The following is a 16,248-nucleotide window of genomic DNA, read 5'->3' as shown; positions in this document are numbered from 1 at the left end:
GTTGCTGCCGCTGCTGCTCGCCGTCCTGATGGGCGCGGCCGTCGCGGGCGTCCTCCTGGGCGTCCGGATGATCCGCGCCGACGTCAAACTCCCCAGCGACCTCCAGCTCGCCCTGGAGGTCGGCGGCACCCGGGTCTCCACGGCGGACTCGGCCGTCGACCGCCTCGGCATGCGCTTCGCGCCGACCGTCCTGCGTCTGATGGGCCCCCGGCGCGTGGACGCCAAACGCCGCCGCATCGACATGGCGGGCAACCCCGGTGGCCTGACCCTGAACCGGTACGCGGCCCGCCGCGCGGTGTACGGCATCTTCGGCGTCGTCCTCGGCCTCGTCTTCCTCTCCAACGGCCAGCTCCTCTTCGCCGCGCTCACGCTGGTCTTCGGCCTGATCGCCGCGGACGCCCTCATCTGGCAGGCCGTCCGTGAACGCAAGGAGGTCATCGACCGCACCCTGCCCGACTTCCTCGACGTCCTCGCGGTCGTCGTCTCGGCGGGCCTCGGCTTCCGCCAGGCCCTGGACCGCGTCGCGGAGAAGTACGAGGGCCCCTGGGCGGACGAACTGCGCATCACCCTGCGCCAGATGGACATGGGCGTCAGCCGCCGCCAGGCCTTCGACGAACTCCGCAGGCGCAACTCCTCCGAGCAGGTGGCCCAGTTCGTCTCGGCCCTCCAGCAGGGCGAGGAACTCGGCTCCCCGATCGCCGAGACCCTCATCCAGCTGGCCACGGACATGCGCCGGACCGACGCCCAGAACGCCCGGCGCCGCGCGGCCAAGACCATCCCCAAGGCCACGATGGTCACCCTCGTCTTCATGCTCCCGGCGACGATGATCCTGATCGCGACGGGCATGTTCCTGGGCTCGGGGACGAACTTCGGCTCGATCCTGGGGCGCTGATGGACGCCATCCCGCGCCACTCGGGGCGCGCCGGTGACACGGTCCGACGGTGGTCCTCACTGCTCGGGCGAAGCCGCGAACGGCCCACCGGCTACCTGGCGGACGACGCCCCCGCCCCCGGCGGCATCCGCCTTCAGCTCAACGCCCTCCAGGCCCTGTGCCGTCAGGCTTTCGCCGTCCGCCTCGCGGCCATCGCGATCGGCGCCCCCTTCGCGATGACGAACGCGACGGACGGCCTGGCCCGCTACGCCGTCCTCGCCGCGGCCGTCCTCGGCGTCATGGGCTCCTACGCCATGCTCAGGGACTGGGACCGCTTCGGCCCCCGCCTCCTGGCCCACCCGACCCTGATGGCCCTCGACCTCACCTTCGGCGCGGTCCTGCTCCTGACCGCGTCCCCGGCCTCCCCCCTCGCCTACGCCACCGTCTGCACCCCGCTCCTGTCGGGCCTGCTGTACGGCTGGCGCGGCGCGGGCGTCTTCACCGGACTCCAGCTCATCGTCCTGCTCACGGTCTTCCGGGCCTGGGAACACCGGCCGGGCGCGGGCGCCAACACCCTCCTCGTCGCGGGCTTCTGCATCGGCGCCGGCATCATCGGCGTCACCCTGCGCAATCTGATGTTCCGCTTCGGCACGGCCAGCCAGGCGCTGTCCGAGGCGACCAGCAGGCTGGCCGTCGCGGAGGCCGTGGAGTCCGAACGAGCCCGTCTGGCACGGGAGATGCACGACTCGGTGGCCAAGACCCTGCACGGCCTCGCGCTGGCCGCGGAGGCCCTGGCCGCCACGGCGGACGGCGCGAACCCGCAGGCACTCAAACGCCAGGCGACGGCCGTGGCCGACGCGGCGCGCCTCGCCGCCACGGAGTCCCGCACTCTCCTGACGGACCTGCGGCGCCACACGGACCTGACCGCCCCCGACACCGACCTTCTCCCCGAACTCCGTCGCGTGGCATCCGACTTCGAGACCCGCACCCGCCTTCCCGCAGTCGTACGGCACCGGGGCGCGGACCCCGTCCTTCCCTGCACCACGGCCCACCATGTCCTGGCGATCGTGTCCGAGGCGCTGGAGAACGCCCACCGCCACGCGGGTGCGAGCGCGGTGACGGTGGAACTCGACCTGTCGGCAGACGAGTTCGCGCTGCGGGTACGGGACGACGGAGCGGGACTGCCGAGGGCGGCGACTCCCGCCGCGCTGGCCGCCTGGACGAGATCCGGCCATTTCGGCCTGCTCGGCATGACGGAACGGGCCGCGTGCATCGGCGGCCTGATCGCGCTGGACCGATCCCCGCAGGGGGGCACCGAGGTCCGTCTGACCCTCCCGCTCCCATCGGCCGCCCTTCCCTCTTCCCCCACTCCCCAAGAGGAGGCCGCACATGCCTGACCAGGCACTTTCCGGCCCGCCCCTGCGTGTTCTCGTGGCCGACGACAACCCGGTCGTACGGGCCGGCCTGAGCGCGCTGCTGGACGCGCACCCCGACATCACGGTCGTCGCGGCGGCGCGGGACGGCGGGGAGGCGCTGGCCTGCGCCGCCCGCCTCACCCCGGACGTGGTCCTTCTCGACGTTCGCATGCCGGGCACCGACGGCCTCACCGCGCTGCCCGAACTGTCCAGGATCGCCCCGGTGATGATGCTGACCTACAGCCGCGAACCCGAGGTCGTGGCGGAAGCCCTGCGCAAAGGCGCGTGCGGCTATCTCGTCCATGGCGAGTTCACGGCGGCCGAACTGATCGCCGCGGTGCGGGACGTCCGCCACGGACGCCCGACTGTCCCGGATTCACTCGGACTTTCGTACCAACCGCCCTCTTCCTCTTCGCATCTGCAATCAGCTGTGGCACAGTCGTCGGAGGCTCGGCCCGTGCCGGCGGCGGGACTTCACCGCCGCGCGCTCCATCAGCCCGATTTCGGCCTGAGTTCAAGGGAGGTGGAGGTGATGGACCTCATCGCCGCAGGCATGAACAACCGCCAGATCGCCGCCACCTGCTTCATCACCGAGAAGACCGTCAAGAATCACATCAACCGCATCTTCGCGAAGCTGCACAGTTCTTCGCGCAGCGAAGCGATCGCCCACTGGCTGGGCACGGCCCACGGGGGGTGGAGCCGATGACTCCACGGCCCGGAAGTTGGGCCCCTGGGCCCACCCGGAGTAGGCGACTTCTCACGTACGGTGCTCGGGTCGTTAGTGGCGTCTGGTGGGAGGGCAGTGCTGATGAGCAGGTTCACCGTGTGGACACGAACCGTGGTCTCCCGCATGCGGGGCACGAACCGGGACGCGGGAGCGGGGTTCGTGGAGTACGCGGGCCTGATGATCATCATTGCGGGGATCTTCACGTTGATCGACCAGATCGGCCTGGACGGGCTGATCTCGGGTGCGATCAGGACTGCTGTCACCCAGGTGACCGGCGGCTGAGCCGGCAGGTCCGTGGCGATCGTGGGCAGACCCTCCCCATCTACATCTGGCTGACGGGGATTCTGCTCTTCGCCGCGTTCGCCTTTTTCGCCTTCGCCCAAGCAGCGTCCGCCCGGAATGGAGCTCAATCCGCGGCGGACGCTGCGGCGTTGGCGGCGGCACAGGACGCCCGGGACGAGCTGGTGGACGGGCTCACGGGAGCCATCGGCACGGACGACCAATGGCTGGACTGGCTCAACGGCGAAAAGTTCGACGGAGCGGGGGCATCCGCCGCAGCCGACCGGCTGGCAGATGTGAACGACTCGACGGTGCAAGGCGGTGCGCAGCGCACCGTTGTGAACGGATATCCCGGGTATCACGTGGCGATCGAAACCCGCTACACGGTCGGAGATTCGATCATCCCGGGCACGGAGAACCGACATGCCAAGGCCCAGGCGACGGCGGTCATCGAGCCGCGCTGCACCTTCGCCGACGACGCGGATCCCACGAAGCTCGTGCAGTTGGACTGTGGCGGGGACCTCGTGGACATCGATCCCGAAGATTTCAATTTGGACGACTTCCCCGACCCGTCCGTGCTGTTCTCTGTGCATCTGGCCGAGTGAGAGGAAGCCGTACCGATGGATCTCCGGCACACCATGAAGGGCCGCAGGGCAATGACCGCGGTGGCGATCACGACTGGATTGCTCCTCACGGTGTCCGGGTGCGGCGGGGGAGACGGCGACGACAAGCCAAAGACGACATCGTCCTCCTCCTCGTCGGGCAAGGGGGGCGGGGACGGCGCGAAGCAGGAGTCGCCGACAGCGAGCCAGGACCAAGTGCTGGCCGAGGTCAAGGGCGACGACGTGACGCTCGCGATCACCTCGGCCGTGCGGGACGGGGGTGGATTCGTGACCGTGAGCGGCAAGGTGACCAACGGCGGCGGCCAGTTCTGGGTCGCCTCGAACTGGCGTGGGGACGAGCGCGAGTTGAGCAGGAACGGCGCATCCCTGGCGGGAGCCTCCCTGGTCGACAGCAAGGGCAAGAAGAAGTACCTGGTCCTGCGGGACACTCAGGGGCGCTGCCTGTGCACCAAGTTCAACGGCGGTGGCGTGGAGGCCGGTCAAGCGGCTGACTGGTTCGCCCAGTTCCCCGCACCCCCCGCCGACACCACGGCCGTCGACTTCCAGGTCGGCTCCATGCCTCCCGCCTCCATCGAGATCTCCGAGGGCTGAGCCATGGCCCTCCCGACCCGCGGCGCCGCGACGACGTTCACGGCCCTCGCCGTGCTGATCACCCTCGGTCTCCCGGGACCCGCGTACGCGGACGACGACGACCCCAGCGCCCCGCCCGGCAGCGTCACCACCTCCCCGCCCCCCGACCTCGACGCCAACAGCCCCGGGCTCAAGCTCGCCGACGGCGCGACGCTGGCGCCCGCCAAGGTGCTGGACATCAAGTCGGTCGTGGAGGACCTGGGAGGCGAGGAGCGCCGGGAGGACACCAACTCGGATGTGACGTTCGCGCTCCAGGCGGAGGTTCTCTTCCCGAAGGACAGCTCGAAACTGAACCCGGACGCCCAGTCCCGCATCCAGGCGATCGCGGACGAGATCAAGGCCCAGAACGCGACGACCGTCCGCGTCTTCGGCTTCACCGACAACCTCGGCTCGTACGCGCACGGCCTGACCCTCTCCAAGAAGCGCGCGGAACAGGTCCACGACCGGCTGGCCGCCGCGCTCGGCTCCACGGACATCACCTTCGAGGTGCGGGGCTACAGCGAGGACTACCCGATCGCCGACAACACCTCCGAACAGGGCCGTCGCAAGAACCGCCGTGTGGAGGTGACCTTCCCGAGGGGATCGGCTACAGGGGACAAGGCCTGACGAGCGCGTCACCTTCTCCGGCGCCGGGCCGCCTGGCAGCATTCCCCCGACGAATTGGTCGCGCACGAGGTCGGTGGAGTCCGTCATGAGGAAGATCGTGTTGATGTCGTCGGTGTCCCTCGACGGATTCATCGAGGGCCCGAACCGTGAGATCGACTGGCACCGGGTCGACGCCGAGATGCTCCGGCAATTCAACGAGGAGATCAGGGAGTACGGCGCCTTGCTCTCCGGACGGGTGACGCACGAGCTCATGGCCGGGTTCTGGCCCACGGCCGACAAGGACCCGCAGAGCACTCCGGAGATGGTCGAGTTCGCCAGGATCTGGCGGAACATCCCCAAGGTGGTGTTCTCCCGGACGCTTCAGCACGCCGACTGGCACACCACCGTCGTCAGGGAGTTCGTGCCCGAGGAGATCCGGGCGCTCAAGGCCCAGTCGGGCGGCGACCTCGCGCTCTCGGGCGCCGGTCTCGCCGCGGAGTTCCTGCGGCACGACCTCGTGGACCAGATCAGGTTGAACGTGCACCCCGTGCTCATCGGGAGGGGCAAGCCGCTCTTCGCGGAGTCCGATGCCCCGACCGATCTCCGCCTCACCGAGACCCGGCGCTATGGGAACGGCGTGGTGCTCCTGCGCTACGAGCGGGACAGAACCGCCGACACCGACACCGCCGCCGCCACCGACAACGCCGACACGACCGAGACCACCGGCACCGCAGGCACCGATGACGCGTAAAGCGGTTGTCCGTGCACGACTGCGTCGATAGGAAGGCGGCATGACGTCACTCGGTGTTGTCTTCCGGCCCCAACTGCCTCCCGAGCGGCTGCGCGCCCTGGCGCGCGAGGCGGACGAGGCGGGTCTCGAGGAACTGTGGCTGTGGGAGGACTGCTTCCTCGAAGGTGGCATCTCGGCCGCCGCGGCCGCACTCGCCTGGACCGAGCGGCTCAAGGTGGGCGTGGGCCTGCTGCCCGTCCCGCTGCGGAACGTCGCCGTCACCGCGATGGAGGCCGCCACCCTGCACCGGCTGTTCCCCGGGCGAGCGGTCCTCGCGGTCGGTCACGGCGTACAGGAGTGGATGGAACAGGTCGGGGCGCGGGCCGAGTCGCCCGTGACCTTGCTGCGTGAGCATCTCGACGCGCTGCGCGCCCTGTTGCGCGGAGAACGTGTGACCACCGACGGGCGGTACGTGAAGCTCGACGGCGTCGCCCTCGACTGGCCGCCCGCCGAGGTGCCCCAGATCCTCACCGGCGCCACCGGGCCCCGCACGCTCCGGCTCGCCGGTGAGGCCGCCGACGGCACCGTCCTCACCGCGTCGACCACCCTCGACGGGGTACGGCGGGCCCGCCGGCTCATCGACGAGGGACGGCAGGCGGCGGGACGGACGGCCGGGCACCACCGGGTGATCGTCTATCTGCACACCGCCACCGGGGCCGACGCGGCCGCCCGGCTGCGCGCCGAGATCGAGGCCAACGGCGAGAACCCCGTCCCGGAACACGGTGTCGCGGGCGACGGGGAGACGGTGGCCAAGGCGGTCCGGCGTCTCGCGGAGGCCGGTGCGGACACGGTGGTCCTCCAGCCCACCGCGGACGAGCCGGACCCCGAGGGGTTCGTCCGGTTCGCAGCCGGACAGGTGCGCCCGCTGCTCCCCCGGGACCCGTCCGGCCGGTCGTGACGGAGGTGCCCGACCGGCCCAACCGGGCCGGCTGCCCCACCGGTCAGCCCCACCGGTCAGCCCGGTTGGTCAGCCCAACCGGTCCGCCCAACCGGTCATCCCGGCCGGTGATCTCCCGTTCCCCCGTCGATCAGCTCCCGCACGATGTCCATGTGGCCCGCGTGCCGTGCCGTCTCCTCGATCATGTGGACCAGCACCCAGCGCAACGAGACCGTCCGGCCGTTCCACGTCGTGCCCACGTCGTCGAGCGACAGCTCGGTGACGGTCCGGTCGGCGGCGGTGCGGGCGCGGCCGTAGAACTCGACGATCCGCTCCGTCGTCTCGCCCTGGCCCGCGCTCATGTCCTCGTCTGAGAAGGGGTCGAACCACAGCGGTTCGACCTCGCGGCCGAAGGCCGAGCAGAACCAGCCGTACTCGACGGACGCGAGGTGCTTCACCAGCCCGAGCAGGTTGGTGCCGGACGGGGTCATCACCCGTCTGACCTGTTCGTCGTCCAGGCCCTGGAGCTTCCACAGCACGGCGTCCCGATGCCGGTCGAGACTGGCGCGCAGGGTTTCCCTCTCGCCGCTGGTGTACGGCGTCGGCGCGGCTCCCGGATTCGTCGTCATGTCCGGAAAGTAGCAGCGGCCACTGACATCACCCGCCAGGGAAATAGCGTCGCCCGCGACCATTGCGGGAACCGCCCCGTGAGCACCGCGCGGCCGGCCGCGCGCGCGGCGCCCTCCGTCGTCACGCGTGCGGTCCCGATGTCACCTTCCCCACCACCAACTCCGGTGTCGCCTCCAGGATGTCGCCCACCCGGTCCACCTGCCGTGCCAACTCCCTCTCCTGCGCCGCCGTCAGCCGTATCAGCGGCTCCACCGTGACCGTCGTACGGCGTCCGCTGCGCCGCTGGTGCCAGACACCGGACACCACGCCGTCGACGAGCAGCACCGGATGGTTCCCCGCCTGGCCGCCGGCCAGCGCCCGCTCGTAGGCGGCCCCGGGGAACAGCAGTTCACGCGGGCGGCAGCCGATGCCGTACGCGTCGAAGTACGGCAACAGCCGTACGCCGCGCGCCGGTTCACCCGGGAAGGCGGTGTCGCCCGCCGCCACCCACGCGGGTCCGCCCGCGAAGTCGACCTCCTCGATCTCCCCGGCGTCGGCGAGCCCGGCGAACAGGTCGCGTGCCCAGGCCCGGGGAGCCGCCGCCCACTGGGCGAAGTGCGCCGCCGTCGCCGGACCGTAGGCGCGCAGATGCCGGCGTACGAGCAGGGAGAGTGCCTCGTCGGCGGCCATCGGCCGGAAGCGCGGAGGCCGGGTGTACGTCACCTTGCGCCCCCGGTTGGGGCCGAGGCACAGGGCGCCCCGCTGACCCGCCCGGTGCATCACCTGCCGCCAGCGCGGCCACATCCCCTGGAACGCGGGCATCACCAGGTCCCCGGCCCACGGTCCGGTGCGCGCCACGACCGCCTCGCTCAGCTCGTCGATGGTCAGCGAGGTGCCGGCCAGGGCGTCGGCGATCGCGGCGACGACCTCGTCGGCCTGCGCCGCGGTCATCCGCGCATTCTGCGCGAACGGGCTCGGACCGGTCGGAATCGCCGTCAAAGCGGCGGTCCAGAAGGAGAGTCCGGCGGCCGGCAGCAGATGGAGGGTGCCGCGCGGGCCGTACGTCTTCACCAGCGAGCGCTCCTCCCACAGCGCCGCGCGGACGTCCGCCCGGGTCACGCCCTCGGCCCGTACGCCCACCGACACCTCGGCCGCCGACAGCACCTGCGCGTGGGCGCCGAGCATCGCGCCGACCACCTCGGCGACCGGTGTCCCGGCCCGCGCGGGAAGGGACAGGAACTGCCGTTCCAGGCGCCGGGCGCTCGCCTCGTCCCATGTGATCCTCAAGGTCATGCGGCCGACGCTAGACGGGAATGAGGTCGGTTCCTGTCCGCTGTGCGGAGGTCTCGGGAGTGCTGCCACGCGGGCGGACGGGGTGCTCGGCGCCCGCGCGAGACGATTGACCGAAAACACCCCAATGAGGGGTGCTCGGCGTGAGATGTCCGCCCGGATGGCGGACGCGGGCCGGCGGGTGTGCGGGAGGTCTGCCGCATATCTGCACGCGTTTTCCACATCGTTATCGAGGGTGGGTCGCCTAGTCCGTTCGGCTCACGTAAGTTCAGACCAAGGTAATTCGCGTCAGCAAAGCTGCGCGTGTGGCACCGCGCAGAGGAGGGGGCTGCGCGGTGCTGCCTTCCCCGGGGTGACGTGCTGTCAGCCGTCCTGGACCGCGATCCGCACCCCGCGTCGCACGCCCCACCGCTCCATCGCACCGGCCTCCGCCTCCAGGATCTGCCGGGCCCGAGGTCGCGGCAGTCCCAGCCGGCCCGGACGCATCGTGCGCACCGCCAGGACCCGCGACGTCCGGTCCAGGTAGGCGACGTCGATCGCGAACCGCATCCCCAGCGTGTGTACCGAGTTCGCCGGTGTCAGCAGCAGCGCGCCCTCGATCCCCTCGCGCCCGAGCAGTCCGCGCCGCCGGGAGCGCGCTGTCGCGGCGAGCTCCAGCCGCACCGGCCCGCCCGCCCCCTCCACCGTGTCCGTCGTGAACGTGGCCATGGGTGCGAAGTTAGCGGCGGCGTCAAGGGGGAGCGCGCCACGCGCGTCACTCTCCCGGAGTACCCCGGGACAAGTCGGCGCCACGCCCCACAAGCGGGCGCAGACCCATTGGATCTCCATCGATCCTCCGCGATTCCCTTTGAATCAGCTGCGATTCGGCCATGATCACACCCGGAATCGATGGTTCCGCACTCATCTCGGCGTTGTCGGGCGACTTCGGAGAGTAGTTGTGGCACGCGGATGCACGCAGCATCACTTACGAAGGGTTATGGTGGAAACCCCCCCTCGGGCCGGTCCGTCTCCCCCCCACGGACCGGCCCGTTTTTTTGTGCCCGCGACGACCGGTCAGGCGGGCGCCCCCGTGCGCCCCCCGGTCCGGCCGCCTCGTGCGGCGGGGGATTCCGGTGACTCAGTGGCGTCCGGCCCAGATGTTCGTGCCCGGCGTCGACACCGCGAACGTGTCGATCTCCTTCAGCTCCTCGTCCGTGAGTTTCGGGGCCGACAGTGCCGCCACGTTCTCCTCCAGCTGCTTCACGCTGGACGCGCCGATGAGGGCGGAGGTCATCCGCTCGTCGCGCAGCACCCAGGTGAGCGCGAGCTGGGCGAGGGACTGGCCGCGCCGGGCCGCGATGTCGTTCAGCCCGTTCAGCCGGCGCACGACGTCGTCGCTCAGCAGATCCGGGTCCAGTGACTTGCCCTGGGTGGCGCGCGAGCCCTGCGGGATGCCCTGGAGGTACTTGCCCGTCAGCAGGCCCTGCGCGAGGGGCGCGAAGGAGATGCAGCCCATGCCGGCCGCCTCCAGCGTGTCGAGCAGTCCTCCTCCGGACCCCGATCTCGCTTCGCTCTCCTCGGTCCAGCGGTTGAGCATCGAGTACGAGGGCTGGTGGATGAGCGGACGGACGCCCATCGAGGTGAGGATCCGGGCCGCCTGCGCCGTCTGCTCACTGGTGTACGAGGAGACGCCGACGTACAGCGCCTTTCCCTGCTGGACGGCGGACGCGAGCGCGCCCATCGTCTCCTCCAGCGGGGTGTCCGGGTCGAAGCGGTGCGAGTAGAAGATGTCGACGTGGTCGACGCCCATCCGCCGCAGCGAGGCGTCCAGGGAGGACAGCAGATACTTGCGGGAGCCCCACTCGCCGTAGGGGCCGGGGTGCATGAGGTAGCCCGCCTTGGTCGAGATGACCAGTTCGTCCCGGTAGGGGGCGAAGTCCTGCTTCAGCAGCTTGCCGAAGTTGAGCTCCGCCGAGCCGGGCGGCGGCCCGTAGTTGTTGGCGAGGTCGAAGTGTGTGACGCCGAGGTCGAAGGCGCGGCGCAGGATCGCGCGCTGGGAGTCCAGCGAGCGGTCGTCGCCGAAGTTGTGCCACAGGCCGAGCGAGATCGCGGGCAGCCTGAGGCCGCTGCGGCCCGAGCGCCGGTATTCCATCGTGTCGTACCGCTCCGTCGCGGCCCGGTACAGAGAGGGGTCGTTCATGGGATCGAACCTATGCCAGGGTGCACGCACCCCTCGGCAGCCCCCACGTTTCACGGGGGTAGGCTTCGCCCCGGGGGACCGCCATATGGACAGGGACTGTGCTCGGGCGCGTCTGTCCGATTCGCACGGAGGGGCTGACAACACGTGACCTTGCGCGACAACCTGCGCCGCCTGCTGGTCAGGTTCTATGCACGCAGGGTGGAAGGCCACCTCGATCACGACCAGGTGCCCAAGCACATCGGGGTCATCATGGACGGCAACCGACGCTGGGCGAAGGCGGCGGGCTCCACCACCGCCCAGGGCCACCGGGCCGGAGCCGACAAGATCGGGGAATTCCTCGGCTGGTGCTCCGAGACCGATGTCGAGGTCGTCACCCTGTGGCTGCTGTCCACCGACAACTTCGACCGCCCGCAGGAAGAACTCGGCCCGCTGCTCGGCATCATCGAGGGCGTCGTCCGCACCCTCGCCGCCGACGGCCGCTGGCGGGTGCACCACGTCGGCACGCGGGACATCCTGCCCTCCCCGATGCGGTCGGCGCTCAAGGAGGCCGAGGAAGCCACCGCGCATGTCGAGGGGATAGTCGTCAACGTCGCCATCGGCTACGGCGGCCGCCAGGAGATCGCCGACGCCGTGCGCTCGATGATCCTCGACGCCGCCGACAAGGGCACCTCGATGGAGGACCTCGCGGACCGCGTCGACGTCGACCTCATCGGCAAGCACCTCTACACCGGCGCCCAGCCCGATCCGGACCTGGTGATCCGCACCAGCGGCGAACAGCGGCTGTCCGGATTCATGCTCTGGCAGACCGCTCATTCCGAGTACTACTTCTGCGAAGTCTTCTGGCCCGCCTTCCGCAAGGTCGACTTCCTGCGCGCCCTGCGTGACTACGCCGCGCGACACCGCCGTTACGGAGGCTGAATTCCGGGGTGCCCCGCGTCACCCGGGGCACCCTGCGGGGACGTACGTCATCGGGAGTTAACGAACGCGCCGTCATATGCCCTGGCATGGCTTGGCTCGTTCGAGGGCATAAGCCTTGCAGGTCGACACCCGAACCACGGGTGTCGGATCTCAGCGGACGGCACGGGGCCGTCCGCCCGGGAGGCCCTTTGCACCAGCCCGACCGTGCGGTCAGTACGGACGAAGCGGAGGGCCGGTTTTCGGCCCGCGCATCGGTGCCCGAGACCGGCCCAGATCTCCTTCGTCGCTCCCCGACCTCATCCGAGGGGGTACGTCCTTCCGTGGTGACCAGCACAAAGCGCCGTATGCCAGACCGGCGCACCTATGTTCTCGACACCAGCGTCCTGCTGGCCGACCCCAATGCCCTGAGCCGCTTCGACGAGCATGAAGTGGTGCTCCCGATCGTCGTGGTCACGGAGCTGGAGGCCAAGCGGCATCATCCCGAACTCGGCTACTTCGCCCGGCAGGCGCTGCGCCTGCTCGACGAGTTCCGGGTCCGGCACGGCCGCCTCGATTCCCCGATTCCGGTCGGGGACCTCGGCGGGACGGTACGCGTCGAGCTCAATCACTCGGACCCCAGCGTCCTGCCCAGCGGGTATCGCCTGGGGGACAACGACTCCCGCATCCTCGCGGTCGCCCGCAACCTGCAGGCCGAGGGTTACGACGTCACCGTCGTCTCGAAGGACCTGCCGCTCAGGATCAAGGCGTCCTCCGTGGGTCTCCTCGCCGAGGAGTACCGCGCGGAGCTCGCCATCACGGGCTCCTCCGGGTGGACCGGAATGTCCGAACTGACCCTGCCCGGCGAGCAGGTGGACCTCCTCTTCGAGGAGGGACACGCGTACGTCCCGGAAGCGGCCGACCTGCCCGTGCACACGGGCCTGACGATCCAGTCGGAGCGCGGCAAGGCCCTCGGCCGTGTCACCTCCGAGGGCAACGTCCGGCTCGTACGCGGGGACCGTGAGGCGTTCGGCATCAAGGGCCGCAGCGCCGAGCAGCGCATCGCGCTCGATCTGCTGCTCGACCCGGACATCGGGATCGTGTCGATGGGCGGCCGGGCCGGCACCGGCAAGTCCGCGCTCGCGCTCTGCGCGGGCCTGGAGGCCGTCCTCGAACGCCGCCAGCACCAGAAGGTGATGGTCTTCCGGCCGCTGTACGCGGTGGGCGGGCAGGAACTCGGCTATCTGCCCGGCTCCGAGTCCGAGAAGATGAGCCCCTGGGCCCAGGCGGTCTTCGACACGCTCTCCGCGGTCACCAGCCGCGAGGTCATCGAGGAGGTCACCGCGCGCGGCATGCTGGAGGTTCTGCCGCTCACGCACATCCGTGGCCGCTCGCTCCACGACGCGTTCGTGATCGTGGACGAGGCCCAGTCCCTGGAGCGGAATGTCCTGCTGACGGTTCTGTCCCGGATCGGCGCCAATTCGCGGGTCGTTCTGACCCACGATGTCGCGCAAAGGGACAATCTGCGTGTCGGGCGCTACGACGGAGTGGTCGCCGTCGTGGAGAAGTTGAAGGGCCATCCGCTCTTCGCGCACGTCACGCTGAATCGTTCGGAGAGGTCCCAGATTGCGGCACTCGTGACCGAAATGCTGGAGGACGGGCAGATCTGATCCTGACTGTCCCCACCTGGTCAAAGGGTGGTGGATACACACTGGTTGGCGCCGTCCGGCAAAGGCGAAAAGCCTAGCCGGGCGGCGTCTTGCTGCGCCCAGGTTTCCGGGAAACAGTCGAGGCAAACGAGATGTGAGCTTTCACACGCGACGCGGAATTGCCTTGCGGCGTCGGGATACGGCTAGAGTCTCACTCCTGTCAGGCCCCGCATACGACACAGCTGTATCCCCAGCGGTACGGCAACACCGGAACCTCAGAACTCCATAGAGCCGTCGTATGCCGCCCGCGCACCACGCGGCGCTCCCCCAGCGGGAGTTGCCCACCGGGCCCGTGCCTCCCTGTGACCCCGCAGTTGGGAGGCCAGCGCCGAGGGGCACGATTGCGTCCGCGAGGGTCACCTAAGCGGGCGATGCTGGAAGGAAACCGTGTGAGCCGGATTTCGGTCCGGGGATTCGCAGTGGCTTCGGCCACCGCGGTCACCGCTGTCGGAAGCGTCGTCGGAGTTGCCTCGGGCAGCACCGCTCAGCCCTCGAACGACGCCGAGGCGACGGCGAGCGACTCGACCCTCCTCGCAGACATACCTGCGGGCCAGCAGGCCCAGGTGCAGACCGCGTCCCTGACGCAGCAGGCCGATGCCCAGGCCATCGCCGCGGACGCGAGCGCCAAGAAGGACGCGGAGGAATCCGCCCGCAAGCAGGCGGCCGACAACGCCGTCGCGAAGCAGAAGGCTGCGGAGGAGAAGGCCGAGAAGGACGCCAAGGCGCGCAAGGAGGCCGCCGCGGAAGCGGCCAGCCGTTCCGCGACCCGTGACGCCTCCAGCTTCTCCGTCCAGTCCTCGTACACCGTCGCCCAGATCCAGGCGATGGCGCGCTCGATGGTCCCGAGCGGTCAGTTCCAGTGCTTCAGCAACATCGTGAATCACGAGTCGAGCTGGAACTACAAGGCGGTCAACGCCTCCTCGGGTGCCTACGGTCTCTTCCAGGCTCTGCCCGGCTCCAAGATGTCGTCCGTCGGCTCCGACTGGCAGACGAACCCGGCCACGCAGATCAAGTGGGGCCTCAACTACATGAACAGCCGCTACGGCAGCCCGTGTGACGCCTGGTCGTTCTGGCAGGCCAACAACTGGTACTGAGCTCCGCGCCGTACGCCGGCCGCTCAACCTTCCGAAGCCCCTCCCCGTCATAGGGGGAGGGGCTTCGGCCATGTACGGTCGGATCCGACGACTCCTGGGGGGAGTGGTGGGGAGCAACGGGGGAAAAGGACGCATCATGTCGCGAGTACCAGGGTGGCTCGGCCGGCTCGGCGCCGGACTCACCGAGCTGGGGGAGCGGTTGGACGAACGCCGCGCCGAGGTCGAGATGGAGTCACAGGGCTCTCTCGACGACGAGGGCGTTCCCGAGGGGCGGAAGTCCCTCGACGCATCCGGCGCCCCGGAGGCTCCCGAGCCTCCGGAGGACCCGGTGACGGACGCGGAGCCGTCCGCGCTGCCGGTCCAGCGCCCCTCAGAGGAGACGGCCACGACAGCCGCGTACGTGCTGACGCCCCAGCGTCCCGACCCCGCGCTCGCCGTGCCGTGGGGGGTGCGCGTCGCCGCCGAGGCCGGCTGGCGGCTGCTGATCCTCGCGGGCACCGTCTGGGTGCTGATGCGGGTCATCAGCGCCGTACAACTGGTGGTGCTGGCGTTCGTGAGCGCGCTGCTCATCACCGCGCTGCTCCAGCCGACGGTGGCCCGGCTGACGCGCTACGGGGTGCCGCGCGGGCTCGCCACCGCGCTCACCGCGATCCTCGGCTTCGTCATCATGGGGCTGGTCGGCTGGTTCGTGGTCTGGCAGGTCCAGGAGAACATCGACAACCTCTCCGGTCAGATCCAGGACGGCATCGACGAGTTGCGCAAGTGGCTCCTCAAGGGCCCGTTCCATGTGACGGACAAGCAGATCAACGAGATCGCGAAGAACCTCCGCGAGGCGATCGGCGCCAACACGGACCAGATCACCTCGGCGGGCCTGCAGGGCGTGACGGTGATCGTCGAGGCCCTCACCGGCATCCTGCTCACGATGTTCTCGACCCTCTTCCTGCTCTACGACGGCAAGCGGATCTGGGAGTGGTCGCTCAAGCTCGTTCCGGCCGCCGCCCGGACCGGGGTCGCGGGCGCGGGTCCGCGCGCGTGGCGCACGCTCACGGCGTACGTCCGCGGCACGGTGATAGTCGCTCTGATCGACGCGATCTTCATCGGCCTGGGCATCTACTTCCTCGACGTCCCCATGGCCGTGCCGCTCGCCGTCTTCATCTTCCTCGGCGCGTTCATCCCGCTGGTGGGCGCGGTGATCTCCGGGGCGCTCGCGGTGGTGGTCGCGCTGGTGACGCAGGGCGTCTTCACCGCCCTCATGACTCTCGCCGTGGTCCTCGCCGTCCAGCAGATCGAGGGTCACATCCTCCAGCCGTTCATCCTGGGCCGCGCGGTCCGAGTCCACCCCCTCGCGGTGGTCCTCTCGGTCGCCGCGGGCGGCATGATCGCCGGCATCGGCGGAGCCGTCGTCGCGGTGCCGCTGGTCGCGGTGACCAACACGGTGGTCACGTACTTGCGTTCGTACGCCCATGAAGCGGGCCTGCGCCATGCCCCGGAGCCGCGGGGCGCCACCGCCCTGGACGCGTCGCTGGCCGCCCAGCGCCTGACGCCGTAGCGGGTCCGCCCCCGTTCGCGCGGTCGCCGTGCCCTGCCGAGGAGAGCGGCCGACCCGCAAGATCTCCAGGTGTGCCCTGCGCACGGCGGGTCCCGGCTCGATGCCGAGTTCCTCCACCAGGCGGGCC

Annotated in this window: 17 protein-coding genes; 13 read left to right on the top strand and 4 right to left on the bottom strand. The window is 70.1% G+C overall.

The window, feature by feature from the left end; translation table 11 throughout:
• Position 1: 1 nt before the first annotated feature.
• From ACWD68_RS20790 to ACWD68_RS20750, 9 genes are all read left to right on the top strand, one after another.
• Positions 2-892, top strand: coding sequence for a DUF5936 domain-containing protein (locus tag ACWD68_RS20790; RefSeq protein WP_451807891.1), 891 nt, complete (start codon positions 2-4; stop codon positions 890-892).
• Positions 892-2,268 (top strand): sensor histidine kinase, encoded by a 1,377-nt coding sequence (locus ACWD68_RS20785; protein ID WP_451807890.1) that lies wholly within the window; start codon positions 892-894, stop codon positions 2,266-2,268. Before ACWD68_RS20790 ends, ACWD68_RS20785 begins: the two co-directional genes overlap by 1 nt.
• Entirely contained in the window at positions 2,261-2,992 is a 732-nt protein-coding gene (locus ACWD68_RS20780) for a response regulator (protein WP_451807889.1), read from the top strand. Before ACWD68_RS20785 ends, ACWD68_RS20780 begins: the two co-directional genes overlap by 8 nt.
• 102 nt (positions 2,993-3,094) lie before the next feature.
• Positions 3,095-3,295: a hypothetical protein gene (locus tag ACWD68_RS20775; RefSeq protein ID WP_451807973.1), complete on the top strand. Its 201-nt coding sequence runs from the start codon at positions 3,095-3,097 to the stop codon at positions 3,293-3,295.
• A complete protein-coding gene (locus ACWD68_RS20770; RefSeq protein ID WP_451807970.1) occupies positions 3,292-3,897 on the top strand; it encodes a pilus assembly protein TadG-related protein in 606 nt (201 codons plus the stop codon). The genes ACWD68_RS20775 and ACWD68_RS20770 overlap by 4 nt, the downstream gene beginning before the upstream one ends.
• Positions 3,898-3,912: 15 nt before the next feature.
• A complete protein-coding gene (locus ACWD68_RS20765; protein ID WP_451807888.1) occupies positions 3,913-4,506 on the top strand; it encodes a hypothetical protein in 594 nt (197 codons plus the stop codon).
• Between the two features lie 3 nt (positions 4,507-4,509).
• Positions 4,510-5,151: an OmpA family protein gene (locus tag ACWD68_RS20760; protein ID WP_451807887.1), complete on the top strand. Its 642-nt coding sequence runs from the start codon at positions 4,510-4,512 to the stop codon at positions 5,149-5,151.
• An 85-nt stretch (positions 5,152-5,236) separates the two neighbouring features.
• Positions 5,237-5,881 (top strand): dihydrofolate reductase family protein, encoded by a 645-nt coding sequence (locus ACWD68_RS20755; protein WP_451807886.1) that lies wholly within the window; start codon positions 5,237-5,239, stop codon positions 5,879-5,881.
• Positions 5,882-5,921: 40 nt separating this feature from the next.
• Positions 5,922-6,818: an LLM class flavin-dependent oxidoreductase gene (locus tag ACWD68_RS20750; protein WP_451807885.1), complete on the top strand. Its 897-nt coding sequence runs from the start codon at positions 5,922-5,924 to the stop codon at positions 6,816-6,818.
• Positions 6,819-6,913: 95 nt separating this feature from the next.
• Here the strand turns inward: ACWD68_RS20750 and ACWD68_RS20745 are convergent, their stop codons facing one another.
• The 4 genes from ACWD68_RS20745 to mgrA all read right to left on the bottom strand — a co-directional run bounded on the left by ACWD68_RS20745 (position 6,914) and on the right by mgrA (position 10,875).
• Complete coding sequence (locus tag ACWD68_RS20745) at positions 6,914-7,426, bottom strand: DinB family protein (protein WP_451807884.1); 513 nt, start codon at positions 7,424-7,426, stop codon at positions 6,914-6,916.
• Between the two features lie 121 nt (positions 7,427-7,547).
• A complete protein-coding gene (locus tag ACWD68_RS20740) occupies positions 7,548-8,699 on the bottom strand; it encodes a winged helix DNA-binding domain-containing protein (RefSeq protein WP_451807883.1) in 1,152 nt (383 codons plus the stop codon).
• A 360-nt stretch (positions 8,700-9,059) separates the two neighbouring features.
• Positions 9,060-9,404: a DUF192 domain-containing protein gene (locus tag ACWD68_RS20735; protein ID WP_451807882.1), complete on the bottom strand. Its 345-nt coding sequence runs from the start codon at positions 9,402-9,404 to the stop codon at positions 9,060-9,062.
• Positions 9,405-9,813: 409 nt separating this feature from the next.
• Positions 9,814-10,875 (bottom strand): L-glyceraldehyde 3-phosphate reductase, encoded by a 1,062-nt coding sequence (mgrA, locus tag ACWD68_RS20730; RefSeq protein WP_451807881.1) that lies wholly within the window; start codon positions 10,873-10,875, stop codon positions 9,814-9,816.
• 144 nt (positions 10,876-11,019) lie between these two features.
• Here mgrA and ACWD68_RS20725 point away from each other — a divergent pair, with 144 nt between their 5' ends.
• From ACWD68_RS20725 to ACWD68_RS20710, 4 genes are all read left to right on the top strand, one after another.
• Positions 11,020-11,793, top strand: a complete 774-nt coding sequence (locus ACWD68_RS20725) for an isoprenyl transferase (RefSeq protein ID WP_451807880.1) — start codon at positions 11,020-11,022, stop codon at positions 11,791-11,793.
• A 320-nt stretch (positions 11,794-12,113) separates the two neighbouring features.
• A complete protein-coding gene (locus ACWD68_RS20720) occupies positions 12,114-13,439 on the top strand; it encodes a PhoH family protein (protein WP_451807879.1) in 1,326 nt (441 codons plus the stop codon).
• Positions 13,440-13,849: 410 nt separating this feature from the next.
• Positions 13,850-14,572, top strand: a complete 723-nt coding sequence (locus ACWD68_RS20715; RefSeq protein WP_451807878.1) for an aggregation-promoting factor C-terminal-like domain-containing protein — start codon at positions 13,850-13,852, stop codon at positions 14,570-14,572.
• Between the two features lie 136 nt (positions 14,573-14,708).
• Positions 14,709-16,121, top strand: coding sequence for an AI-2E family transporter (locus ACWD68_RS20710; RefSeq protein WP_451807877.1), 1,413 nt, complete (start codon positions 14,709-14,711; stop codon positions 16,119-16,121).
• Positions 16,122-16,248: the final 127 nt, after the last annotated feature.

It is taken from the genome of Streptomyces sp. NPDC005141 (assembly GCF_053599975.1).
This window is presented reverse-complemented; position numbering and strand designations above follow the sequence as displayed.